The sequence below is a fragment of the Lysinibacillus sp. NPDC059133 genome, from assembly GCF_042755925.1.
In the GTDB taxonomy this organism is placed as follows: Bacteria; Bacillota; Bacilli; order Bacillales_A; family Planococcaceae; genus Lysinibacillus.
On record NZ_JBHZDH010000022.1, the window covers coordinates 44,863 to 70,466 of the forward strand.

The window sequence follows — 25,604 nt, forward strand, 5'->3', positions numbered from 1 at the left end:
TGGAAGTAAGGTTGATTTATTGTAGTATAAATACAGAACAGTACTGTCTAGAGGAGGAATAGTAATGAAGATTGGTTGTATTCAATTAAACGTAGGCTTTGGCAAAGTAGAAGAAAATTTTGCTCGCGCTGAGGACAAGATTCGTGAAGCGGCAAAACAAGGTGCAGAAATTATTGTACTACCGGAAATGTGGAATTCAGGCTATGCACTTGAAAAATTACCAGAGCTTGCAGATGTGGATGGAGAACGTTCGAAAGCATTTTTATCAGATTTAGCGAAAGAGCTTGGCGTACATATTGTTGGTGGCTCTGTTTCAACGAAGAAGGGCGATAAATTTTACAACACGATGTATACGTTTGATAACAATGGTGAGTTAGTAGGTGAATATAACAAGGCACATCTTTTCCGTTTGATGGACGAGCATTTATATTTAGAAGCAGGCGATGAAATGAATCGCTTTGCCCTAGGTGATATCGAGGCTGCAGGCGTGATTTGCTATGATATTCGCTTCCCAGAATGGCTACGTGCTCACGCCTTAGAGGGAGCAAAGGTATTGTTCGTACCGGCGCAATGGCCGACACCACGTATCGACCATTGGAAAACATTGTTGCAAGCACGTGCCATTGAAAATCAATGCTTTGTGATCGCTGTTAATCGTATTTCTAGAAAGGTAGAAAACTTCAATGGTCAATCAATGATTATTCAACCATGGGGTGAAGTGCTTTGGGTTGGCGCAGAGGATGAAGAAGTCGCTGTCATTGACGTGGACTTCTCGATTGTCGATGAAGTACGAGGTAGAATTCCAGTTTATGACGACCGCAGACCAGGATTATATAGCGGAGTAGTTACCGAAAATTAAAATCTGATAGCACGCTCAAGGAACAAAGCAACCTTGAGCGTGCTAACCAATCAACACCACCGATAAACCCCGCAAAAGCAAAGTATTTTAGTTTTTATCCTCAATTAAAGAATTAGCAAGCAACATAAATTCAAGCGTAATCCGATTATGTCCCTTCATGAAATTTTCCCCTAAGAGACTTTCAAGCTTTTTTAAACGATGGTAGAGCGTTTGACGGACGATGAACAGTTGGTTGGCAGTTTGTTGTTTGGAGCCGTTCGTTTGTAAGTATACTTGCAAGGTTTCTAATAGCTTACTGTTATATTTTTTGTCGTATTCAATAACGGGCTGCAAATAATCTTGAATCACTTCCTGTAAATTTACTTGCATCTGTAATTTATAGATGAGGTGATACAGATGTAAATCATCATAAAAATAAGATGTTGTTTGTACTTTACTGCAAATATACAATGTTTCGAGTGCAGTTTGATAGCTCTTCGGTATTTCCTCTACGTCTGCAACGACTTTGCCAATGGCTATTTGATACCCTTGAACCATTTGTTTTTTATAAAAATCAGTTTTCTGAACGGAAGAAACTAATGTATTTAATAATTCGCGACTCGATTTACTATCTTTCGTATGGAGTAAAATAAAAATGACATAACTTTTTCTTTCACATAAAAATGGTATAAATCCATTTTGCTCAAAAAGATTTCGATAGTAGAGCTTACTGTAGACAATATCCTCTTGTACCTTAGAGACTGCATTAGGAGTTGCTAAAATAAAAACAGCCCCGCTAGAAAGCTTATAGTTAGAATGATAGGTGACGATAAATTTATAGATTTCTTCTTTCGATAGTTTTTGATCGATCCAATCCGCTAAAATAGAGGCATCCTCAATGTCCCTTTTCTCTTCGATATAAAATTCTCTCATTAACAACTGTGCCAGGGCAGTAGCTGTACGGTCTAAAATAAGTAATTCGAACTCTGAGAATAGACCATCCTCTCTATAGAGCGTTAAATCTGCATAATGCTGGTCAAAAATAAAGATTGGTTCATTTTTAAATACGGGTGCTGATTTTTTCATCGTTACTAGTTGTTGGCGCTTATGATGCGGCATCTTTGGAAAAAAGATAGGCTCTCGACCTTTAATAGAAAAGATAATTTGTGTCTTCAATTCATGATACATATTTTGTAAAATTTCTTCTGCAGTTTGCCCTAATAGAGCATTTTTATTTAATGTTTGAGAGTAGGATTCTAAAGTAGAGATCATTAAATATTGTTGATTCATAATTTGACTATGTAAATCTTGTGTAATACGGACGAAAGGAACCGTGTCATGAAAAACGATAATAGGGAAGCTGTGACGGTTAGCAAGGGCTACAATTACTTCCGGGATGGTCTGTATGGAAGTCCCGTATTCAATGCACAATGCCGCGCAATTTTTTTGGATTAAGGATTCTACGAAAAAGATAAAGTTCTCTATGCTGTGCTGAAGGCTTATCCCTGTTGTTAAAACTAATTCATCACCAGCTAGAAAATTATCTACTTGTATAATTTCAATGACATGGGCCCACTTTACAATGCGTAATAATCCTTCTTCACCAGCTACGACCTCCGCACTTTGGAAGTATGTGTTTTCTAATACATCCTTCACTTGAAGCTTAAATTGACTCATTTTATCCCCCTTCCTTTTAACTTATTTCAGCGGGTGTACAAACATCCGCTGAAATAAGTTGCCTCCGGCGGATGTCAAGGAAATCGGAAAGGAGTTCTTTGTGCAAGCACAAAGCCGATTCCGGACGCAATTATGCCGAGGCATAATTGATCATAGACCTTTTTCTTAATTTCTTATTGATGTGTTGTTTTTGCTTAAATAAACTGAAATATCATATTTTAAGAATGTTTAGTCTATTTTACATTATGTTTAAAACAAATGTATAGAATTTTACAGTTTGTCTATTACTTCGTTTCTATGTAACATGTAAAATTTTTGTAAGCGGTATTCCAATCTAATAAAAGAGGTGGGCTGATATGGAGCAACAGACGCATTTACAAAGAGGGTTAAAGAAAAGGCATATGACGATGATCGCTATTGCAGGGGTTATCGGAGCCGGTCTATTTATGGGGAGTGGCTCAGTGATTAACTTAGCCGGCCCTGGCGCAATTTTATCTTATATATTTGCGGGTATTATCGTTATTCTTGTCATGCGAATGCTTGGAGAAATGGCAGCTGTCAATCCAACAAGTGGATCTTTTGCGCATTATGCACATGAAGCAATTGGTCCGTGGGCTGGTTTTATGATTGGCTGGTTATATTGGTTTTTCTGGGTTGTCGCCATTGCTTTAGAGGCAACGGCAGCAGCTGCGATTATTCAATATTGGTATGATGGGATCCCTTTATGGCTACTAAGTCTTTTATTAACCGTAGCACTTACTTTAACAAATGTTGTTTCCGTAAAAGCTTTTGGTGAATTTGAGTATTGGTTCTCTCTTATTAAAGTTACAAGTATTATAGCTTTTTTGGCACTTGGTGCATTTATTATTTTCGGTATCGCACCTAATTTTGATGCGGTAGGTACTGCCAATTTAATCGGTGAGGGTGGCTTTTTACCAAATGGTTTTGGTGCTGTCTTGATGGGCGTAGTCATTGTTATTTTCTCCTTTATGGGCACGGAGATTGTTGCTATTGCAGCAGGGGAATCTGACGAACCGTTAGCAGCGGTGACAAAAGCTACAAATTCAATTACTTGGCGTATTTTGATTTTCTACGTGGGATCGATAACGGTAGTTGTCACATTATTACCTTGGCATTCCTCAGATATTTTAACAAGTCCCTATGTAGCAGTGTTGGATTATATCGGTATTCCCGCAGCTGCACAAATCATGAATTTTGTTGTTTTAACAGCGGTTTTATCGTGCTTAAACTCCGCGCTTTACGCTACATCTCGAATGGTATTTTCTTTAGCGGAGAAGGGGGAGGCCCCAAAAGCATTTTTGAAATTAAATAAAAAGGGAGCACCTGTTAATGCCATATTAACAGCGACATTCTTCTCTTATATTGCCGTTATCATGAACTATGTTTCACCAGATAAAGTATTTATGTTTTTACTTAGTTCATGTAGTGCAATCACGTTGATTCTTTACTTAATCATTGCTTTTTCACAATTAAAAATGCGACGGAAAATTGAGAAAGAAAATCCCGAGTTATTAAAAGTGAAAATGTGGTTATTCCCATATTTAACGTATTTCACAATATTGGTTATCACAGCTTTGCTAGTCGCTATGTTCTTTATTGAATCGATGCGCTCACAAATTTTATTTACATGTGTAGTAGTGGCAGTAGTGATGATTTTCTATTTAGTTACACAAAAGAAAAAGTCACCTAACCCAGTAGATGAAGCAAGTTCTATTTTTCAAAAGGAAAAATTGGATTTTGAATAACAATAAACGAGGAGTGGGGAAATTATGACAGTTCAGCAAAAAATGAAAACGTTATCACATTTTATTAATGGTGTTGAAACAGCCGGTACTAGTGGTCGTTACTCGGAAGTTTATAACCCAACAACAGGTGAGGTCATTGCGCAAGTTCCGTTAGCGACTAGAGATGAGGTGAAGCAAGCTATCCAGCTAGCGAAGGCAGCTTTCCCATCATGGAAAAAGACATCGATTGGTAAACGAGTCGAGGTTTTGCATCGTTTCCGTCAGTTATTAGTAGAAAGACAGGATGAGCTGATTGAAGCGATTTGTGAGGAAAGTGGGAAAACAAAGGAAGACGCTAAGGGCGAAATTGTTCGTGGCATTGAATCCGTAGATATGGCAATAAGTGCCCCGCAAATGCTGAAGGGGGAATACTCGGTTAATGTAGGCGGCAATATTAATGCCTTCTCTGCAAAAGCCCCACTTGGAGTTGTGGCAACCATTGCGCCATTTAATTTCCCTGTTATGGTACCACTGGCGATTACAAGTATGGCGGTTGCGGTAGGAAATGCAGTTATTTTAAAGCCGTCTGAGCGTGTGCCGATCTCAGCATTATTTTTAAGTAAGTTATGGAAAGAGGCAGGACTGCCAGATGGAATTTGGACAGTCGTTAATGGCGATAAAGAGGCGGTCAATGAACTGCTAGAAAATAAAGAGATACAAGCAATTTCATTTGTTGGATCCACACCTGTTGCGGAGTATATTTACCAAACAGGGACGAAGCACAATAAACGTGTCGCTGCGTTTGGTGGCGGGAAGAACTTTATGATTGTCATGCCAGATGCAAATCTAGAGCAAACGGCTAATGCCTTTTTAGGTGCAGCATATGGAGCGGCTTCTCAACGTTGTATGGCCATTTCAGGAGCGATCGTCGTTGGGAAAGATACGGAACAACGCTTTACAGAAATATTAAAAGAGAAAATCTTGAAATTAAAGGTTGGTCCATATACAGACGAGGAGGTAGACTTTGGCCCAGTTATTACGCAACAATCAAAAGATACCATTCTTCGATATATCGATGGTGCTATTGCGGAAGGAGCAAATCTTGTAACGGACGGCCGAAATCCAAAAATATGTGAAACATCTAAAGGCTTCTATCTGGGTCCGACATTGTTAAATAATATAACTCCAGAAATGACTATTTTTAAAGAGGAGGTTTTTGGTCCTGCGCGTATTGTTGTAGGCGTTGAAACCTTACAAGAAGCTATTGATTTAATTAATGACCATGAATTTGGGAATGGTGTCACGATGTTTACGAGCAGCGGTTCGGCGGCGCGTAAATTCCAGGAAGAAATTGAAGTAGGAATGGTAGGCGTTAATGTTCCGATTCCAATTCCGGTTGGCTATCACAATTTTGGCGGATGGAAGCGCTCTAAGTTTGGCGAAGGGCATATGTTTGGACCAGACCAAGCACGATTCTTTACGAAAGCAAAAACGATTTCTGAACGCTGGCCAGATGAAACAGAGGATACGACAAGTTCATTTGCGTTCCCAAGCAATAACGATGCGAATAAGTGAAAAAACATAAAGGGGTGTATAGATATGGTTCAAGTAAATCTTCAAAGTGATATTTTAAAGAAAGATGAACAATATGTATGGCATTCAATGAAACCCTACAATCCACAAGCAACCTATGTAGTAGAAAAATCAAATGGTGCGAGGATTGTTGATACAGATGGCGTTGAATACATCGATGCAATGGCGGGATTGTGGTGTGTAAATGTAGGTTATGGACGCAAGGAATTAGCGGATGTAGCACATGAGCAAATGATGAAAAATGCATATGCGCCTTTATCGCAGGGACATTTACCGGCAGTTGAACTGGCTGAAAAAATTAATGAAATGCTTGGTGGAGATTATGTTGTTTTCTTCTCTAATAGTGGGTCAGAGGCTAATGAAACTGCGTTTAAAATTGCGCGTCAGTATCATCAACAAAAAGGAGAAAGCTCTCGCTATAAAATTATTTCTCGCTACCGTGCATATCACGGAAGCTCTTTTGGCGCATTGGCTGCGACAGGGCAAGCGGAACGAAAATATAAATATGAACCATTATCTCCGGGCTTTATCCATGTAGCACCACCTGATCAATATAGAGAACATGAAAGTGATACACTTGCTCCGACAGATTTAGCAAGCGTAAAAGCTGTAGATAAGACGATGACGTGGGAGCTAAGTGAAACAGTAGCCGCAATGATTTTAGAGCCAATTATTACAGGTGGGGGCGTCATCATGCCTCCGGAAAATTACTTAAGGGGCATTGAAGAAGTGTGTAAAAAACATGGAGCTTTAATGATTGTAGACGAAGTAATTTGTGGCTTTGGTCGAACAGGTAAGCCATTTGGATTCATGAACTACGGTGTAAAACCAGATATTATTACAATGGCCAAAGGAATTACAAGTGCCTATTTACCATTATCAGCTACAGCGGTAAAACGAGAAATTTATGAGGCATTTACTGAGTCTGATGCATACGGTTATTTCCGTCATGTCAATACATTTGGCGGATCACCAGTCACATGTGCGGTCGCATTGAAAAATATTGAAATTCTTCAGCGAGAAGCATTATTTGAAAGATCTAGTGAGGTTGGAGCGGCTACTTTGCAAACACTTCAGCAAGCATTGGCTAATCACCCGAATGTTGGGAATGTTCGAGGCAAAGGTTTATTAATTGGCATCGAGTTAGTGTCAGATAAAACATCGAAAGAGCCTTTACCAGTAGATAAAGTAAATGCTGTTATTGCGGCATGTAAGGAGCAGGGTGTTATTATAGGTAAAAATGGTGCCACTGTTGCAGGCTTCAATAACGTATTAACATTATCTCCACCACTTAATATTGTACAAGAGGATCTTGATACAATTATAAAAGTTGTGATTGATAGTATTCATAAAGTGAAGGCATAATATAAAATCTAAAAGTAAAGCTGTCTCTAAAGTCGTAGTAAAACTTTAGAGACAGCTTTTGATTGTCTTATAGCATAAGAAAGGCTAGGCGCAGTATGAGTATGAACAAAGCTCCTCCGGTTAGGAATAGTAATAATAAAATTCTCTTTTTTAAAGTATTGTTCATACACACTTTCACCTACTCTTTTGTTGTTTTAAACATGTAGCCACTATAAGAATTATAGATAATCAACACAATGCCCATTAACATGAAATTGGAGATGAGTGAACTTCCGCCATAGCTTAAAAATGGTAATGTCATACCTGTTACAGGTAAAAGTCCAATTGTCATACCGATATTTTGTGTAATTTGGAAGGCTAATAAACTAGCAATGCCTGCTCCCATCAGCGTCATAAATGGGTCCTGTGCTACTACTGTAATGAGAACAATACGGTAAATAACAAAAAACAGAAGAGTAATGACAAATGCCCCTCCAATGAACCCGAGCTCTTCAGCGATGTTGGCAAAAATGAAATCTGTATGCTTTTCCACGACATAGACATTATTGTTCATATAACCTTTTCCGGTAAACTGTCCTGAACCAATTGCTGAAAACCCTTGCCTTGTTTGAAAAGATGAGTCCGGATATTCATTAGGCTGCAACCATCCATTAATTCGAGAAATCTGATGCCCTGACATTTTATTTAATATTTTGTCTGTAAAAAATTCATTAAATTTTACATATAGAATAGCCACAACGCTGAGAATTGATACTGGAATGGCTGTAAAGATTATTAGCAATTTTTTTTGTATACCTGAAAAGAAAATCATCGGTACAATCATCGACATATAAAGCATGACCATGCCCGTATCAGGTTGCTTGTAAACAGCAAGCATAGGGGGAAGAGTGATAATAGCAATGATTAAGAGTAGCCGCATATCCGTTAAAAAGGTAGGGCGCACATATTTCTCTCGATGTGCAACAATGACCTTACTGACAACAATTAAAAGTGCGAACTTTAAAAACTCCGACGGCTGAAATGATCCTAACACTGGAATTTGGTACCAACGCTTCGCCTCATTAACAGTCCGAGCTATACTTTCGGGTGCAATAAATAAAGCAAATGTTAACAAGACCATCGCCCAATAAAATGGCCATCCTATTTTTTTTAGTTGCTCGATATCAAGCGTTGCTACTCCATACATAACTAAAAATCCAATTAGGTAATAAAAAAACTGCTTTATAATAAACGAGCTTGTATACTGCTCAAACACCGTACTACTGGAATGGACAAAAAGACAACTAATAATACCGAGCAATGACAAGCTAATGACTAAAGTTTTATCTAATTTATTAAACTGTAACATTCAAACACCTCCTTTAACATAAACCGAACTATTAATAGACAACGATAGGAAATGCAGAAGGTTGCAAGTTAAATGATTATTACAAAAAATACAAATTATAAACTAATTTTACTAATTATTTAATTTTACATATGATTCAATATGAGTATTTTTATGGGTTGCTAGAATAACGTTTCGTTTCTTTTGACCTCATCAAATGGGATTGCTTGTTGCTAAGAGTGTGTTGTAAGCAAAACCGGCTGTTCACGAACGCCTGAAACAAAATGTGCTGTTAAATATGATGATTTTCTGCAGAGATAAATCGCTATAATTTCATAACTCTTCGTACAATCTTTACAAAAACAAAACACTAGCTTTATATCTTCATACTATCATTATTGGTAAGAGTTGGAGAAGGAGCCGAAGATGATGCGTTTTTTTCGATACATAATGGTGAAGGACAAGTTACTTGTACTGATGATTGTTTGTGTACTATCGAATGTGTTGCTAGGTATTTTTAGTGTTGATTATTTACGGAAAATGTCATGGCAAGCAAGTGAAAGCTATACAGAAGGACTTGTGCCAATCGGATGGTTAAATGAACTAGAGGAATCACAACGACAATTAGATTATTTAGTGAGTTCAGCTGGGACTTATCAAGAAATGTCTGTCATTTTAAAAAATGCTGAGCAGCCTTTAAATCATTTAGAAAATCTAAAAATCGATAAAAAGATGGATCATCAGATGAAGAAATTGAAGACCTTGCTAGCACAGCAGGTAGACTTGTTGGAGCGCTATAAGCAGTTAGGTCACAATGAACAACAACCATTTTATGCTCAGTCGTATTTACCTGTAAGCCAGCAAAGTCATTCATTATTAGAAGAAACTCAAAGCTATTTAGTTCAGAGGGCTACAGAACAGCAACAGGCATATCAGAAAGATGTGCAATTTGGTTATTGGTTATTAGGAGGAGTATGTTTATTTGTTGTTTTGTTAGTCATCTGTATAGGTTTTATCGCAACAAAAGCTGTGAATATACCAACGCGTCAATTGAAGTCATTATTAAAGCGTGCAGAGCAGGGGGATTTCACAGCGAACGCCAGTTATGTGGCGCAGGATGAACTTGGCGAAGTAGTATTGTCTTACAATCAAATGGTAACAGAGGTGAAAAGACTACTTCATACAGTATCCAATAGCGCGCATGAGGTTGAAGAAATGACTGGAAAACTGCAGGGATCCTCCGAGCAATCGTCTAACACGACGCGTAAAATTGCAAAGGATGTGCAGTCCATTTCAAGTTCGACTGCTGCTTCTACTGAGAAATTAGCTTCCAATACGGCATCTCTAGAGGAAGTCCTAAATGGTGTGCAAGTGATTTTAGAAAAAGTACAGGTTGTGGAAAATTTTGCTCATAAAACTGCACGTGATGCAGAAAGTGGTACGGAAATTGTTCAGGCAAATTTAACACAAATACAGGCCATTAAACGTGCAGTTGAAAAATCGAATACCGCCATATTTAAACTTGTAGAGAGAGCAGCTACAATCGATCAAATGGTTGAGGTGATTGAAAAAATTACAGCACAAACAAACCTCCTAGCCTTAAATGCATCTATAGAGGCTGCTAGAGCTGGGGAGCATGGTAAGGGATTTGCGGTTGTGGCCAATGAAGTACGCAAGCTTGCGGAGCAGACAGTTCATTCAACGCAAACGATTACGTCCATAGTGCAAAACATTCATTTAGATTCTAGCTATGCTGTGCAAATGATGGAGGGAGTGCTAGTCGCAACTGAAAAGGGTGTTCAGGTTACCGGAGATACGGCAACAAGCTTTGATCAAATTTTAGAAAAAGTACATACAATGAAGCCATATATAATGGAAGTATCTGCAACCGTTCAAGAAATTTCCAACCATACGAAAAAGGTTAGTGAAGATGCGGCGATGTTAACGTCAATTTCGGATAGGAATGCAGCATCAACTAAACATGTAGCTACTTTAACAGCCGATCAGTTAACCGCGCAGCAGCAATTCCATGATTATATTAAAGAGCTACATAAGGTATCAAAAGTTTTACAAATAGCCGTAAAGCGTTTCTCAATTTAATTTAAACAAAAGAACCTTCGTGGACAAAGAAGGTTCTTTTTTGACTAGTAGGTGCAGGGTTGTTTCTTCGAACAAAATGAATACTGCTCCTATAAAGAAAAATGAACAAATGTACTTTTAGAGTGAACATATGTATTTTGTTTGTTTAGCTAGCACAATATTATGTAGGGCTCATATACTGAGGATAAAGGGTTTTACGTTCTATCTTTCAAAATTCTAAATATTATGGTTGTGTTTTTAATATGAACAAATTATAATGATAATCATCAGAAGTGTTGTTAAATCAATGTTTATTTATATATCACTGTACTCCGTAAAAGTACAATTGTTCACAGGTGGAGGTTTGGAGAAATGAAAAAGATAATGGTTACAGGAGCACTAGGTCAAATAGGTTCTGAGCTTGTAGAAAAACTTCGTAGTATTTATGGAGAGGACAATATACTAGCGACAGATATTCGGAAGCTTGAGCATTCTAAGGGTCCGTTTGAAGTATTGGACGTGACGGATGGACAAAGAATGCATGATTTAGCGAAGGATTTTGGTGCAGATACGATGATGCATTTAGCGGCGTTATTATCAGCAACAGCGGAAAAAAATCCGTTACTAGCGTGGAATTTAAATATGGGTGGTTTAATGAATGCGTTAGAGGTTTCACGTGAGTTAAACTTGCAATTTTTTACGCCGAGTTCAATAGGCGCGTTCGGTCCGTCGACACCGAAGGATAATACGCCACAGGATACATTACAGCGTCCAACAACAATGTATGGGGTAAATAAAGTTGCTGGTGAGCTATTATGTGATTATTATTTCGATCGTTTTGGCGTAGATACTCGTGGTGTACGCTTCCCAGGGTTAATTTCATACGTAACTCCTCCAGGAGGTGGTACGACAGACTATGCAGTAGAGATCTTCTACGAAGCGATTAAGCAAGGGAAGTATACATCTTATATTCAAGAAGGTACGTACATGGACATGATGTACATGCCAGATGCATTGCAAGCTATTGTAGATGTAATGGAGGCCGATAGTAGCAAACTAATTCATCGCAATGCCTTTAATATTACTGCAATGAGCTTCGAACCATCTGAAATTGCGGCGGAAATTAGAAAGCATTTGCCACATTTCCGTATGGATTATCATGTAGATCCAGTACGTCAAGCGATAGCAGATAGCTGGCCAAATTCTATAAATGTAGAAGCGGCACAAAAAGAATGGGGCTTTAAAGTGCAGTATGACTTAGCAAAAATGACAATTGATATGCTAGAAAAATTAAAAATCAAGCTACAAACAAAAGCTTGTTCATAAATAAACAATCCTAAAAATCGGACGAAGAATTTAGTTTTCTTCGTCTTTTTTTATTTTTACAGGCAATCAAGATTGGGATGACATTTGTTAAACATACCTATTGGAGTGGAGGCTGGGCAACTTCTTGGGGATTAGCGTCACAGATGAAAACCTTTTGTTGCTGTCACGTTGTGTAAAAGACAATAAAGTTATTTATTTTTTAAAACCTAAAACAAGCATAACCCCGTCCTAAATTTAGGGCGGGGTTAAAATATAGTTGTATTTACCGTTTGATCAAACCTTTGATATCTCTGAAAACTTTCCATACGTTACACCCAAAATTGCTTACCAATGTGATAAGTAAATCTTGTTGTTTGTCGTATGAACTATAAAAACTTATACCAGGATCGCAGCCTTCAAAGTGGTAATCAAACATGCCTTCTTCTTTTTTATCCAGCCAAATCCCATACCCATAGCATTCTTCTTTCACTTGAGGAGTTAACATTTCTTTTAACATTTCTTTCGATATCAATTGACCCTTCATCAGACTGGCCCAGAACTTTTCAACATCGATTACAGTAGTAAATGCTCCTCCTGCTCCTGTTCCTTTTACGTCAACACTGTAAATATTGGTATAAAACTCTTGCCTGCTGTCATCATATACATATCCGTTTGCACATTGAGCAGGCAATCTGTCCAGTTCATAATACCCCGTATTCAACATACCGCAAGGAATAAAAACATGTTCATTAAGATATACATCAAATGAAGAGCCAGTAATGGCCTCAACAATAAGACCAAGAACAACAAATCCTGTATTATTGTATTGAAATCTATCTCCTGTAGGATACATCATCGGCTTATGTATAAATAATGGAATGATATCCGATGATGTGCGAATTTTATAATTGGGGTAATCTATCCATAGTTCGTCATAATCTTCCATGACAGACTCATCAAAATAGTCGGGTATTCCCGATGTATGATTAAGCAACTGCCTGATGGTGATATGAGGATCAATATTCTTTAAATCAAAATTCAAGATGTCCCCGATACAACTATCAAAAGATAATCGCCTTTGTTCAATCAATTGCAAAATGGCTATGGCAACAAATACTTTTCCTGCTGAGGCTGTTGCAAACTTCGTATCAATCTTGTTTGATACTTTATTTGGTAAATCTGCGTATCCAAAGGCTTTACGGTATACATTTTTACCATTTTGAGTGACTGATATGACCCCACTAAAATCTTCGTTTATACATTCGTCAAACCCCATCATTTCTCTCTCTCCTTTAAGTAAACTTATATTGATGTATGCAAGTGTTAATTGTACTCATTCTTTCCTCCAATGCTCGAGGAAAGGCCCAGCCGGAACCGAAATCAACCCCACGTTATGTGAATGAGTTATTTTAGAAAAAGTTAACAATAAAAAGAAAATTATTGGAATATATAGCTTAATTTATAATTTTCTACTATAATCATATTCAAAATATTAATAGTATTCAATTAAATTAGCTGTTAATATTTCGCAAAGGTAAAAAAGGGAGTTCACAAGAAGAAGGGATGGATGGTTTTTATGATGCAGACGCCGTTAGTATTAACAGACTTTTTTAAACGAGCAGAAAGCTATTTTGCTAGAAAGACTATTGTTTCACGGACGAGCCCACAAAAGATTCACCGTTTAACATATGGGGAATGGGCGAAAAGGACGCGTCGCTTAGCGGATGCGCTCACAAAGCTGGGGATGACAAGAGGAATGAAGATTGGCTCCTTTGCCTGGAATCAGCATCGCCATTTAGAGGCTTATTTTGCGGTACCATGTTCCGGCGCTATTTTGCACATGGTGAATATTCGTTTATCAGAAGAGCATTTAATTTACATTATTAATCATGCAGAAGATGAGATGTTAATGATTGATGTGGACTTGCTACCAATCATCGAAAACATTGCGCCTGAGCTCAAGACAGTGAAGCATTATATTATTATGACGGACGAGGATACTTTGCCAGAAACGACATTACCGAATGCATTATCCTATGAGGATTTATTAGCAACAGCAGATGAAAACTATCAGTTCCCAGAGGATATAGGGGAAGAGGAGCCTGCTGGAATGTGCTATACAAGTGCTACAACAGGAAATCCAAAAGGGGTTGTTTATTCACATCGAGGTCTAGTGCTACATAGTATGATGCTAAGTATGTCTGATTCAATGGGCATTTCCGAGCGTGATGTCGTGATGCCAATTGTACCAATGTTTCATGCAAATGCATGGGGCTTACCATTTGCATGTGTCAATGTGGGTGCTACACAAGTATTGCCTGGTCCACAATTCACATCGGCAATTATTTTGGATTTAGTAGAGCAGGAGAAGATTACATTAACAGCTGGGGTGCCGACAATTTGGATTGGTGCGTTACAGGAACAAGAGAAGCGTGAGCGAGATATTAGTTCGCTACGAGCTATTTGTTGTGGTGGCTCTGCTTCACCCACTCGACTTATTCGTACATTTGAAGAGCAGTATGGCATTCCGTATATTGTCGTGTATGGTATGACTGAAACAACACCGATTGTAGCGTTATCAAACTATATGTCTTGGATGGATGAATGGCCTATTGAAAAGCGTATTGAATCGCGAGCAATGCAAGGAATGACGATGGCCGGTATTGAATCGAGTATTGTTAATGACAATGGCGAAGTTCCATGGGATGGAGAGACGATGGGTGAGTTACGTTTACGAGGTCCATGGATTTCCCACGAGTACTATCGTGATGAACGTACAAATGATGCGTATCGAGATGGTTGGTTATATACAGGGGATATTGCGGTACGAACAGAGGATGGCTTTATCAAAATAACAGATCGTACAAAGGATTTAATTAAATCAGGTGGGGAGTGGATCTCCTCAGTTGATTTAGAAAATACATTAATGACTCATGATGCTGTTTTTGAAGCAGCAGTTATTGCAATTCCGCATGTCAAATGGCAAGAACGCCCGCTAGCTTGCGTAGTGTTGAAGGAAGGAATGTCAGCAAGTGAAGAGGAGCTTCTTGCATTTTTAGAAAGCCAATTTGCAAAATGGTGGGTACCAGATGATGTGGTATTTTTAGATGAAATTCCAAAAACATCAGTTGGAAAGTTTCTAAAAGCTAAGCTTCGAGACAATGTGGCGGAAATTTATCCGAAATTAGGTTCATTCGTATAGTTAAAAGAGCGATTTCCATAAAGGGAAATCGCTCTTTCATTTTATTTATTTAACATTTGAAATACTTGTTCTACGTCTTTGTCTCCACGGCCAGAGATATTGATAATAATGCTCTCTTCCGGAGATAATGTTGGCGCAAGCTTTAGTGCGTGAGCAACTGCGTGGGAGCTTTCAAGTGCAGGTATAATTCCTTCAACTTTTGACAGCACTTGGAATGCTTCAAGCACCTCTTCATTCGTCACCGTTACATATTCTCCACGACCAATTGTTTTTAAATAACTATGCTCTGGACCAGCTCCAGGATAATCTAGTCCAGCGGCAATCGAATAGGTTGGTAGTGGATTGCCCTCTGCATCTTGCAGTACTAAACATTTGAAGCCGTGTAATTCACCAGGTGTTCCTTCATTTAATGTTGCAGCCTTATCAGGTTCAATACCGATGAGGCGGACGTTTTCATCTGCAATAAATTCTGCAAAGGCACCAATCGCATTACTACCACCGCCAACACAAGCAAGTACTGCTGCTGGTAGCTTTCCTTCTTTTTCTAAAATTTGTTCACGACTTTCACGGCTAATGACTGATTGGAAATGCTTCACCATTGAAGGGAAGGGGTGAGGTCCAACAGCGGAACCAAGTAAATAGAAGGTTGTCTCATAGTTTTCTACTAAATCAGCAAATGCTGCATCCACTGCATCCTTTAGTCGCCCTTGACCTTTATCAACGGCTACTACCTTTGCACCAAGAAGCTCCATACGGAAGACGTTTAATGCTTGACGCTTTGTATCCTCTAACCCCATATAAATTGTGCAATCCATCCCGAACATTGCACAAGCAGTTGCTGTTGCTACACCATGCTGACCTGCACCTGTTTCGGCGATAACACGATTAGCACCCATGCGCTTGGCCAATAAAATCTGTCCAAGAACGTTATTAATTTTATGTGAACCTGTATGGTTAAGATCTTCACGTTTTAAATAAATTTTTGCGCCACCTAATTGTTTTGTTAAATTTTCAGCAAAATAAAGTGGAGATTTGCGCCCAACATATTCACGGAAATAATAGTCTAGCTCTTTATTAAAGTCTTCATCGTCTTTATATTTTTGGAAGTTTTCATCTAAAATAGTTAAAACGTTTTGAAGCTTATCGGGAACAAAGCTACCGCCAAATTCACCGAAATATCCTTTTTTCTCTGCTACTGTACTCATCTTCTCTCGACTCCTCTTTCTAATTTTTCCATAAAAAAAAGCCACTACAATCCTTCTGTAAAAAGGACGAGTAACCGTGGTGCCACCTTCATTCGCAAAAATTGCGCGCTTTCGTACTCCGGTAACGGGGAGTAAATTCGTCCTCACATTTGATGAGGCTGCTCTAAAGTCCATTCACAAGTATGTACTACTGATTTGCACCAACCATCAGCTCTCTTCAAGTACTACCGCTTGCTACTATTCTTTTTCCTAGCATTTATTGAAATGAATTCTAAAGTATTTTCAGAATAGTGTCAAGGCGTGCTGTGCAAAATCAAATCAATTATTCCCAGGCACAATTGTACGACTCCGCTGAAAGAAATTAACGGGCAAGCTGTTTTAAGAAGGATATAATGCATTACTTGCTAACTGATAATAAAGTTCTTTAATTCTTTATAAATAAAAGCAAAAATCATTATTGATTCTACCGTTACGTTAGAAACTATAATGAATGTATTAAAAGAAAAGGAGAAATATGAATGTATTCGATTGGTCAAGGTGTCTCGATCCGTACTCTTCGCTATTATGATGAAATGAATTTGTTAAAGCCATCTTACATTTCGGAAACTGGACGTAGATTTTATGAAAATGAAGATATAATTACACTGCAAAAAATAACGGGATTAAAAACGTTAGGATTTTCATTAAAAGATATCCAAGAGCTAATGAGGCAATCGCAATGGGACATAACAGAGTCTTTAAAGTACCAAAAGGGGGAAATGCTCCGTAAATTGGTGGAAATTAAAAAGAATATTGAACTACTTGAATACACAATTTCGTTGACTCAATCAAATCAGGTAATCGAACCAGAGATATTTATTGCATTAATTCAAAATAATTTACATATGGAATCTCAGCAGCGATGGTTAAAGGGTTATTTACCAATTGAAATTGTAGATGAGAGTTATGATGTATCAAATGGTCACAACGTTCGTTATGATGCACACTTAATAAACATTATAAATCAATTAAAAATAGCTTATAAGAACCAATTTACGGATATCGAAGTACATACTATTCTCGAAGAACTTTTTTCTCAATTACCACAATTATTTAATTGGTTACTAACAGAACCAAAACTTATGGAGATACAGTTGGATAGCATGTTATTTTCGTCACCATTTAGTAAACAAGAAGAAAAATGGCTAATTGAAAAAATAGAGACCATGCTAAAGGAGCATAAAACAAAATGAACATACTATTATGGGGATTCATTGGGTTTACTCTTTTATATGAGCCAATTATAGGTTATTGGTTATATCAAAGATTTAAAATACGTGTTCCGACTAATCCCGCAAGCAGGATACACTATTATAAGATTGTTATGCTAGGTTTGTGGTTACCAACACTTATTATTTTAATAGTAGTGGCAAATTCTGAACTTACTTTAGAAGAACTACGCGTAATAATGCCGAGTATTAACACAAAAGCATTAGGACCAATTGCTACATATATTGTCATAGGGGTAGCTCTATTATGTACTATATTGCTTTTATATTACGCGATTGGATATTTTATAAGTGATAATGTTAAAAATAAGATGATATTAATGAAACAAAAACAAATGAAGCAAATAGCGTTTACTGAGTTACTACCTGTTACAAAGAAAGACAAAGTCATTTGGAATCAAGTAGCATGGACAGCAGGGGTCACAGAAGAAATTATTTATCGTGGATTCCTTATATTTGCATTTAACATACTATTTCCAGAATGGTCAATTTGGTTCGTTCTATTGTGTACTTCAATAATTTTTGGTCTTGCGCATACATATCAGAGTTTATCTGGTGTCATTCGGACAACCATTCTTGGCTTTGTGTTCGGGATGCTTGCAGTCGCATTGAACTCCATTATACCTCTAATACTTCTTCATGCTTTGATTGATTATGTTGGAAAATTAGGAGATGAGAATGAAAAGGATTAAAATAACATATTATTTTCTTTCTGACTATTCATTGCAACGCTCTTTTTGCTAGGTAATAAAACTTTATTTACATGAAAAATATTCGAATTTAAACATAAGCTATGTTATTGATTTTTCCTCTTCAATTGAACACAACAAAAAAGAGGAACGGTGAACCAACCGTCCCTCTTTTTATTAAATACGGCTCGATAAGATCCGTCAGTTAAATTAAATTTTTGAAGTTTAAGCGTTTATTCAATGCATACATAATCGGTGCACCGACCGCTAAGACAACAAATTCACCTGCAGCAACAGTTAACCATGTCCAGAAGAATGGTAATTCTAATGCTAAGTTCAATTCAAAAGCAATGATGAACATTGTGCATGTAAATAACAATGTATTGATGACTAAACGGGCCCAAACATTTTTGACAAATTTACAAATAAGAATGAACAATCCAAGGGTAATCATCGAATGGCCTACACCGAAAACTAAATCGTAGATGCCGAGTGGTGAAAAGAGGTTAGAGATAAATACACCAATAATGATCCCGACGGCAAAGCGCGGATTAAATGCAACTAAATGGTTAAACATTTCAGATATTCGGAACTGCACCTCTGTAAAGCCAAATGGTGCGACTAGTAATGTAATAGCAATGTAGAGCGCTGCAATAATGCCACTCGTTGCTAAAAATTTTATTTTCATATTGATTTCTCCTTAGTTTTTTTACGTGGGATGGTTACGAACCACGTGAAGCAAATGCAATCATATCAATGTTCATGCTTATTTGTAAATAGCGTTGAGTAAAAAAAGCGCAGAAATTCATAGTACTAACGGTAATATTTAGCTCTTGTTCGTTGCTCATTAATTAGATAGGTGTGTGTTTGACCAGGATTCGAATTTTGAATCCATAAGAAGAGGGCTTGTACACTTGCTTCTTTACATATGGAATGAAATTGGACTATAGATGAGAAACAACCACTAAGGAGAGTCCAGCCATATCAAAAAAGAACTGTTCTAAGCAGTTCTTTTAACAAGTGTAGTTATCAGTAGTTTTTTAAAACGCTAAATGCTTGAGCAAATTTTTGGGCAAAGGTTAATGGAGGCTCTATTGATTGAAAATGGACGTACAAAATAGTTGGGTCCGTATATATCCAATGATTATGAATAGCACTTATAATTAAATTATTTTCTGCAAGTACTTTAACAAATGGCTGTAATTCTTCTTGGAGTACTACAACTTCACCTAAGTTAAGTGCATTTCCATATATATCAAGCGATTCGAATGTTATCCCAGCATGAAGTGCACTACGACTTGGGCGACCTTGAATTTTCACATGAAGATTTCGATGAAGTTTTACTGAGCATACGCCATGTTCCACAGAAGCTTTTCCGTTGGCAATCTGTGCAAATTTCGTACACATATTTTGAAAGCTTTGCATTTTAGACACCTCTACTTTTTATATTAATAATGAGGATGTCTTGGCGTGAAAGTAGTACATATAACGGGTTTCTGATTTGAAATTACTCATCTAAAATATTTTTAATTTCTTCTATTTCCAAAATTAAATCGTCTACTTGTTGCTTGAATTCATCTGTATATTCTAATTCCTCATCCAATTCTTTTGTATACTCTAAGGCATTTAAGGCAAAATCCAAAGCAAATGCAAATAGACTGTCACATAGATTAGAAATGATTGTGTCAATATCCCCAACATTTGCATTTTGATTCTCTTGTGAATAAGAAGGTTGATTTGAATTGGTTTCATTATTGTTCATGATATTCCTCCTTTTTGAGAACAGCACTAGTCTCATTTGCATCATATGCTTTAAATGTAAAAAAGGAGACTGAAATGGAATATTGTTGTAGAAAAATTTAGTCGCATCTAACCAGATGTGGCTTTTTACTATGCATGATTGAACGGAGCATTTTGGTTATTGACAAATTAATTAATCAATAATATCGTTTATTTATTAATTGATTAATTAATTAATAAACGAAATGTTTGGAGGTCTAACATGTTAAGAGTAGAAAATTTGGTTAAAAGTTATCAAAATGGTCGTGAATTGCTTTATGCATTAGATTCAGTTTCATTGTCAATTGATGATGGGGAATTCGTTGTCATTTTAGGCCCTTCTGGATCCGGTAAATCTACGCTTCTTAATGTAATTTCAGGTTTAGAGCAGCCAGATTCAGGGAGTGTTACTTATGATGACTATGAGATTTGTGGGTTAAATCAGAAAGAACTAACGTTGTTTAGACGTGATAAAACAGCTTTTATCTTTCAAGCATATTATTTACTCCCATTTTTAAATGTAGAATCTAACATTAAAATGGGTGCTGATTTAAAAGGGAACAAAAATATTACTGAAATAATGGATGGTTTAGGACTTCGAGGATTAGAAAAACGTCTTCCTTATGAACTTTCAGGGGGACAACAACAACGAGTGTCTATAGCCCGTGCATTAGCGAAAAAACCGGATTTTTTGTTTTGTGATGAGCCTACTGGAGCATTAGATGAAGAAACGAGCAAACAAATCTTAACTTATTTGAAGCAACTTCAAAAACAATTGAAATTTACAATTATTATGGTAACTCACAATGTTAGTATTGCTCAAATCGCAACAAAAATTATTAAAATGGGTAACGGAAGAATCGTAGAAGTATCTAGCAATGCTGATCCAAGAGATGTTAATGAAATTACATGGTGAGAAAGGGAGTACATTTGATGAGAGTAAAAAAACAGTTTCCGCTCGTAATGGTTGTTGCCTGTGCAGTATTTATTTGTACGTTACTGGTTTTCTATCTTCAAAACATAGACTCCATAAAGAAGGTACAAGAACATCAACATCAGCAGGACTTTGCGCTTATTCTACAAGGAGGGGATATAACGGACCTTTCAAATAAGTATTCTTTTACGTATGATCCTGTAACATATAAAGTCATTTATGATGAAAAAAATATATATCGTGTTATGCGAAATACGCGCAACATTGATATTCCAATATACTTGGAAGGCGTTGCTCCAAAAAGAACAACTGAAATTGCAATAGATAAAAATTATTCACAGGAGAATAAATTAGCACTAGGAGATACAGTTACTATTAGCAATACAACATATTCAATTAGTGGAGTTTTTACTTTACCTGACGCAATTTCACCGCTGGTAGCTAATAATGGTGTTGGCTACAAACCTACTACTCAAGCATTAATACTATGTAGTGAAGAAGTTTACTCAAATTGGGATGAGCAGGAAAAAACAAGTTATTCGGGCCGTTTTTTTGAAAGTGTATCTGAGGAACAGAAACAACTCCTTCTAGAAAAAATGCTTATGGATTCAAATATAAAGTCCGTGTTGAAGAAAGAGGATAATCCACAAATACTTTCTACATTAATCGCAAAAGAAAAAATGTTTAAAATCTGTCTTATTAGCGCTTTAAGTTTCTTCGGTTTAACTGTAATGGTTTTGCTTGTTACTATCATTATCCAAAATATAAATGAAGCAAAATCAAATATGGGTGTTTTAAAAGCACTTGGCTACTCTAAGCTACAAATTGCTAAAAGATATTTCCTAATTGGACCTTTCTTGTTTATAGGCGCAGTTGTAGGATATTTAGTTTCCTATGCAGTTAGCCCTCTGTTCATTAATAGAATGAATGCTACATTTCTCGTGCCAAATGTTTCACTAAATTTTGATCTTGTACAATTCATACTGTTTATAACAATCCCCGCGCTGTTTTTCTCTATAATGGCTTTTGGGATTGCCGTATTTACCTTGCGTAAACCGCCATTAGAAATGATTCATAATGCAGAATCAGTAAAATTAAATTTTCTTGTTAAGCGAATTAGGAAAAACAGATCAACTAATCCTTTTAAGAAAGCGGTCTTTAAAGCAATCGTATTAAATAATTTTCTGTTAGTCTTTTTGGCGTTGCTGACAGGATTCATGGCTAGCGCTAATTTACAGATTGCTTTTTCTTTGCAGGCAATGTCTGATAAGGTATCCTCTTTAACACTTAAAGGTTCCGAATATAAAAGTAATGTTCGATTTATTGAGGCGAAGGAAATGAAACTTTTAGACTCTGAAACACCTTATTTTTCAGAAGACTGTAAAATAGAATTTCCGAATGGTGATGTATTAAATAACGGCCAATTTATGGCATTATTTAGTAGTCGTTCTCTTTTTAAACTTTATAGTGTTCAGAAACAGAAGAATATAGATATTTCAAAGCAGGAAGGCCTTGTGGTGAATGATTGGATGCGCAAGAAATATGATTTGACGATTGGTGACGCTGCGAAAATTCATATAAATAATGTTACGTATCAGTTACCTATAACAGCTTTTGAGCAATCGGTGTATGGGGAAGTAGTTTACAGTAATATGGATGTTGCAATCAATACTGGCCTTTTAGAAAAAGAAGGATATAATGGTGTATTTACTAAAGACATTGTCGAGTTTGACAACAAGCAGCATATGTTTGTTTCAAAATTTGAAGATGTATTATATTCAAACTCTCAGCAAAAAGGAACGTATTTTGCACTATCCTTTTTATTTATCACAATTGGCTTAGCTTTAAGTATTTTAACGATTAGTATTGTAATGAAAATCATTATTTCCTCTAATCGTAAGTACTTGGCTATGATGAAAGCATTTGGATATACAAATGCAGAATGCAATCGGATCGTATTGTCAGGCTTTCGAATAATTGCCTACATCGGATTTATAATTGGCACACTCTATGCTATTGTTTTAACTAAATTTTTATTTGATTTATTGGCTAAAGCATCAACTGTAGCAATACCAATGACACCAGATAGCAAGGTAATAACAATTTCTCTCGTGATCTTTGCTGTTTCATACGAGGTCATTATGTTACTCTATAAAAAAAGCATGAATGCAGTAACTTTGCAGGAGGTTATGATGAAATGAATAAACGCCGCGAACAGAAGGAAGTTAGACGAGAGCAAATTCTAAACGCGGGCTTGGATTTGTTTATTAGAAACGGTTATCAAGGAACTACAACAAAAGAGATTGGTGACTCAGTTGGAATAAGCCAAGGATTACTGTTTCATTATTTCGGTTCTAAAGAAGAGGTATACCTTGAACTTTTAAATCGAGCTAAAACTAGTATGTCTGTTATTGGTATTTCTGAAGGGGAATTTGCACAACCGTTAGAGTATTTAAATGGAATAGTTACTTCAATACTTGATTCCTTTAAAACTCACCCATTATCGCCAAAATTATTAATGTTAGTTGCGCAAACGCAAATAGCAAGTAACTTACCAGATACTATAAAACAAGTTGCTAAGGATCTTGCAGCATCTGAGGGATTTGAAAGTTTAGTAAAAGAGGGTCAAGTTAAGGGAGTAATACGAGGTGGTGATCCTAAAGCACTCGCAGGTTGTTTTTATTCAGCCATTCAAGGTGTTGCTCAAACGTACGTATGCTTCCCAGATATCCCGTTACCACAAAGTAGTTGGTTAGTTGATATTTTGAAAAAGTAAGAGCGCATTATACCTGTTATGAAGGCAGCCTGACATTTCCAATGGAGAATGTCAGGTTTTTCAGTTTTTACATATATTGCATATAATTAGTTGTCAGAAAAATAACTTCGCTAAATTGTCAAAAAAATTTTTGTTATGTTAGAAAAAGAAATCCATTTGTAAAAACAGCGCAGTTTAGCGGTTTAAAGCGGCAAATTGAATGAAAAGATAAAATATTTAGTTGGATTTAAAAGTCAGAACATTCATAATGTTGTTGACGAACCTCGATAATAACGATAATATAGCGATACGTTCACACTTTGCTTGGCTAAAGTGTGATAAATATCAAAGATTCAAAATCGGGGGGATTATTTGTGAAAAGCAATTTAAAAAAGCTTTCGTTCCTGTTATTGGGGTTAGTTTTAATGCTTGCTGCTTGTGGTAGCAGTGGTTCTAGTTCGTCGGATTCAAAAGGGAACGAAACGAATAACGCAAGTGAGAGCGGCAATGCAGATGATAAAACATATAAGATCGGGATTACTCAAATTGTGGAGCATCCATCTTTAAATGCTGCAACTGAAGGTTTCAAAAAAGCAATTGAAGAATCTGGCTTAAAAGTTGATTACGATCCGCAAATAGCGCAAGGAGATAACAGTCTTAACACGACGATTGCAAACAATCTAGTAAGTGCCAATGTAGATTTAATCTTTGCTAACTCTACGCCATCTGCACAAGCGGCGGCGACGGCTACTAGTGATATTCCAATTGTCTTTACTTCTGTAACAGATGCTGTTGGAGCACAGCTCATTGACTCTATGGGGAAGCCAGGGAAAAATGTAACAGGAACAATCGATTTACATCCTGATACTATTTCGAAAACAGTGGCATTCTTAAAGGAATTGGGTGCGAAAAAAGTAGGTATGGTTTACAACGCTGGTGAGCAAAACTCAGTAGCGCAAGTAAAAGAAGTGAAAAAAGTGATGGGTGAACAAGGCTTAACAGTGGTTGAGGCATCTGCGGCAACGTCTGCAGAAGTAAAACAAGCTGCTGAATCGTTAATCGGTAAAGCCGATGCATTCTATATCATTACTGATAATACAGTAGTTTCGGCACTAGAGTCTGTCATTGATGTAGCGAATGCAAATAAATTACCATTAGTTGTAGGCGAGCTTGACTCTGTGGCACGTGGTGGCTTAGCGGCATATGGTTTTGAATATTATGACATCGGTTATGAAGCAGGGCAAATGGCTGTGAAGATTCTAAAAGGTGAAGCAACTCCTGCCGATATTCCAGCTCAATATCCACAAAAGCTAAAACTATTAATAAATAAAAAAGTAGCGGATGATTTAGGAATCGACATTAAAGATTCATGGGGTGCAGAGCTTGTAGAAAAGTAATGGCCTAACATGATCATCTTATGAGACGAAGCGGGGGAGAACTAAAACTGCCTCCGCTTTATCTACTTTTAGAATAAAAATTGAAATCAATTATGCGGAAGAATCACCATTCTATTTAGAATTATGTATTGATTCACAAGTATGATGGGATAATCTTTTCTAGTTTCACCTTATTGAGAAGGTTATGGTTCAAGTCTTGTTAAAAGTATGCCATGTGAATAAGTTGATTGGAGTGGGAGGCTGGGCGACTCCTTGGGGATTAGCTATAGAGGAACGAAGGCTAAAACCATCACATCCTGTGATAACGCCTTCGTGACCAACCTCGGTGCTGCTGCCGCTACGTTAGCACTTCGCTTTCGCACAGAATGAAACCCTTTTGCTGCCGCTACGTTAGCACTTCGCTTTCGCGCAAAAAACATCTGTTGGCCCAAGCGGCTCATCGGACG

General features: G+C 37.0%; 21 protein-coding genes, 1 riboswitch and 1 other annotated feature. Of the genes, 13 read left to right on the forward strand and 8 right to left on the reverse strand.

Translation table 11 applies throughout. The annotated features are described in order from the left end of the window. The first annotated feature begins 64 nt into the window (after positions 1–64). Positions 65–859, forward strand: a complete 795-nt coding sequence (locus ACFXN8_RS13470) for a carbon-nitrogen family hydrolase (protein WP_386845710.1) — start codon at positions 65–67, stop codon at positions 857–859. Between the two features lie 87 nt (positions 860–946). On the opposite strand, the gene ACFXN8_RS13475 is transcribed toward ACFXN8_RS13470, so the two are convergent. After that, on the reverse strand, positions 947–2,515 hold the full coding sequence (locus ACFXN8_RS13475; RefSeq protein ID WP_386845712.1) for a PucR family transcriptional regulator: 1,569 nt from the start codon (positions 2,513–2,515) through the stop codon (positions 947–949). Positions 2,516–2,871: 356 nt separating this feature from the next. On the opposite strand from ACFXN8_RS13475, the gene ACFXN8_RS13480 reads away from it, so the two are divergent. The 3 genes from ACFXN8_RS13480 to ACFXN8_RS13490 are packed head-to-tail and all read left to right on the forward strand — an operon-like array spanning position 2,872 to position 7,218. Next, positions 2,872–4,281: an amino acid permease gene (locus ACFXN8_RS13480; RefSeq protein ID WP_376075076.1), complete on the forward strand. Its 1,410-nt coding sequence runs from the start codon at positions 2,872–2,874 to the stop codon at positions 4,279–4,281. Positions 4,282–4,305: 24 nt separating this feature from the next. Continuing rightward, positions 4,306–5,835, forward strand: a complete 1,530-nt coding sequence (locus ACFXN8_RS13485; RefSeq protein WP_386845714.1) for a CoA-acylating methylmalonate-semialdehyde dehydrogenase — start codon at positions 4,306–4,308, stop codon at positions 5,833–5,835. A gap of 24 nt (positions 5,836–5,859) precedes the next feature. Beyond that, positions 5,860–7,218: an aspartate aminotransferase family protein gene (locus ACFXN8_RS13490; protein WP_386845716.1), complete on the forward strand. Its 1,359-nt coding sequence runs from the start codon at positions 5,860–5,862 to the stop codon at positions 7,216–7,218. Between the two features lie 178 nt (positions 7,219–7,396). Here the strand turns inward: ACFXN8_RS13490 and ACFXN8_RS13495 are convergent, their stop codons facing one another. Then, positions 7,397–8,566 carry an FtsW/RodA/SpoVE family cell cycle protein gene (locus tag ACFXN8_RS13495; RefSeq protein WP_376075071.1) on the reverse strand — a complete coding sequence of 390 codons (1,170 nt, stop codon included), beginning with the start codon at positions 8,564–8,566 and terminating at the stop codon, positions 7,397–7,399. Between the two features lie 405 nt (positions 8,567–8,971). On the opposite strand from ACFXN8_RS13495, the gene ACFXN8_RS13500 reads away from it, so the two are divergent. Together ACFXN8_RS13500 and ACFXN8_RS13505 are read left to right on the forward strand one after the other, a co-directional pair. Continuing rightward, positions 8,972–10,645, forward strand: a complete 1,674-nt coding sequence (locus ACFXN8_RS13500; protein WP_386845718.1) for a methyl-accepting chemotaxis protein — start codon at positions 8,972–8,974, stop codon at positions 10,643–10,645. A gap of 351 nt (positions 10,646–10,996) precedes the next feature. Next, complete coding sequence (locus tag ACFXN8_RS13505; protein ID WP_386845720.1) at positions 10,997–11,950, forward strand: L-threonine 3-dehydrogenase; 954 nt, start codon at positions 10,997–10,999, stop codon at positions 11,948–11,950. Between the two features lie 262 nt (positions 11,951–12,212). Here ACFXN8_RS13505 and ACFXN8_RS13510 read toward each other — a convergent pair whose 3' ends face one another. Further along, positions 12,213–13,208 carry a serine hydrolase domain-containing protein gene (locus ACFXN8_RS13510; protein WP_386845722.1) on the reverse strand — a complete coding sequence of 332 codons (996 nt, stop codon included), beginning with the start codon at positions 13,206–13,208 and terminating at the stop codon, positions 12,213–12,215. Positions 13,209–13,505: 297 nt separating this feature from the next. On the opposite strand from ACFXN8_RS13510, the gene ACFXN8_RS13515 reads away from it, so the two are divergent. Then, positions 13,506–15,131, forward strand: a complete 1,626-nt coding sequence (locus tag ACFXN8_RS13515; RefSeq protein ID WP_386845724.1) for a long-chain fatty acid--CoA ligase — start codon at positions 13,506–13,508, stop codon at positions 15,129–15,131. A 41-nt stretch (positions 15,132–15,172) separates the two neighbouring features. Here the strand turns inward: ACFXN8_RS13515 and trpB are convergent, their stop codons facing one another. Further along, complete coding sequence (trpB, locus tag ACFXN8_RS13520; RefSeq protein WP_386845726.1) at positions 15,173–16,336, reverse strand: tryptophan synthase subunit beta; 1,164 nt, start codon at positions 16,334–16,336, stop codon at positions 15,173–15,175. Between the two features lie 59 nt (positions 16,337–16,395). After that, positions 16,396–16,596: a binding site (T-box leader), on the reverse strand. 258 nt (positions 16,597–16,854) lie between these two features. Between trpB and ACFXN8_RS13525 the strand changes: the two genes are divergently transcribed. Both ACFXN8_RS13525 and ACFXN8_RS13530 read left to right on the forward strand, forming a co-directional pair. Beyond that, positions 16,855–17,568, forward strand: coding sequence for a MerR family transcriptional regulator (locus ACFXN8_RS13525; protein ID WP_386845728.1), 714 nt, complete (start codon positions 16,855–16,857; stop codon positions 17,566–17,568). Beyond that, the gene (locus ACFXN8_RS13530; RefSeq protein ID WP_386845730.1) at positions 17,565–18,296 is read left to right on the forward strand and encodes a CPBP family intramembrane glutamic endopeptidase; all 732 of its coding nucleotides are present in this window, start codon (positions 17,565–17,567) and stop codon (positions 18,294–18,296) included. Before ACFXN8_RS13525 ends, ACFXN8_RS13530 begins: the two co-directional genes overlap by 4 nt. Positions 18,297–18,498: 202 nt before the next feature. Here ACFXN8_RS13530 and ACFXN8_RS13535 read toward each other — a convergent pair whose 3' ends face one another. The 3 genes from ACFXN8_RS13535 to ACFXN8_RS13545 all read right to left on the reverse strand — a co-directional run bounded on the left by ACFXN8_RS13535 (position 18,499) and on the right by ACFXN8_RS13545 (position 20,055). Then, positions 18,499–18,981: a QueT transporter family protein gene (locus ACFXN8_RS13535; protein ID WP_386845732.1), complete on the reverse strand. Its 483-nt coding sequence runs from the start codon at positions 18,979–18,981 to the stop codon at positions 18,499–18,501. A 6-nt stretch (positions 18,982–18,987) separates the two neighbouring features. Continuing rightward, positions 18,988–19,032: riboswitch (PreQ1 riboswitch) on the reverse strand. Between the two features lie 290 nt (positions 19,033–19,322). Continuing rightward, positions 19,323–19,718, reverse strand: a complete 396-nt coding sequence (locus ACFXN8_RS13540) for a DUF1259 domain-containing protein (RefSeq protein ID WP_376075055.1) — start codon at positions 19,716–19,718, stop codon at positions 19,323–19,325. A gap of 82 nt (positions 19,719–19,800) precedes the next feature. Then, positions 19,801–20,055, reverse strand: a complete 255-nt coding sequence (locus tag ACFXN8_RS13545; protein WP_376075053.1) for a hypothetical protein — start codon at positions 20,053–20,055, stop codon at positions 19,801–19,803. 240 nt (positions 20,056–20,295) lie between these two features. Between ACFXN8_RS13545 and ACFXN8_RS13550 the strand changes: the two genes are divergently transcribed. The 4 genes from ACFXN8_RS13550 (at position 20,296) to ACFXN8_RS13565 (ending at position 25,158) form a co-directional block, all read left to right on the forward strand. Continuing rightward, a complete protein-coding gene (locus ACFXN8_RS13550; RefSeq protein ID WP_386845735.1) occupies positions 20,296–20,988 on the forward strand; it encodes an ABC transporter ATP-binding protein in 693 nt (230 codons plus the stop codon). Between the two features lie 17 nt (positions 20,989–21,005). Continuing rightward, positions 21,006–23,207: an FtsX-like permease family protein gene (locus tag ACFXN8_RS13555; RefSeq protein ID WP_386845737.1), complete on the forward strand. Its 2,202-nt coding sequence runs from the start codon at positions 21,006–21,008 to the stop codon at positions 23,205–23,207. Beyond that, on the forward strand, positions 23,204–23,782 hold the full coding sequence (locus tag ACFXN8_RS13560; protein ID WP_386845739.1) for a TetR/AcrR family transcriptional regulator: 579 nt from the start codon (positions 23,204–23,206) through the stop codon (positions 23,780–23,782). The genes ACFXN8_RS13555 and ACFXN8_RS13560 overlap by 4 nt, the downstream gene beginning before the upstream one ends. Before the next feature lie 353 nt (positions 23,783–24,135). Further along, on the forward strand, positions 24,136–25,158 hold the full coding sequence (locus tag ACFXN8_RS13565; protein WP_386845741.1) for an ABC transporter substrate-binding protein: 1,023 nt from the start codon (positions 24,136–24,138) through the stop codon (positions 25,156–25,158). Between the two features lie 263 nt (positions 25,159–25,421). On the opposite strand, the gene ACFXN8_RS13570 is transcribed toward ACFXN8_RS13565, so the two are convergent. Then, positions 25,422–25,604: hypothetical protein (locus tag ACFXN8_RS13570; RefSeq protein ID WP_386845743.1), on the reverse strand; the 183-nt coding region annotated here is incomplete at its 5' end.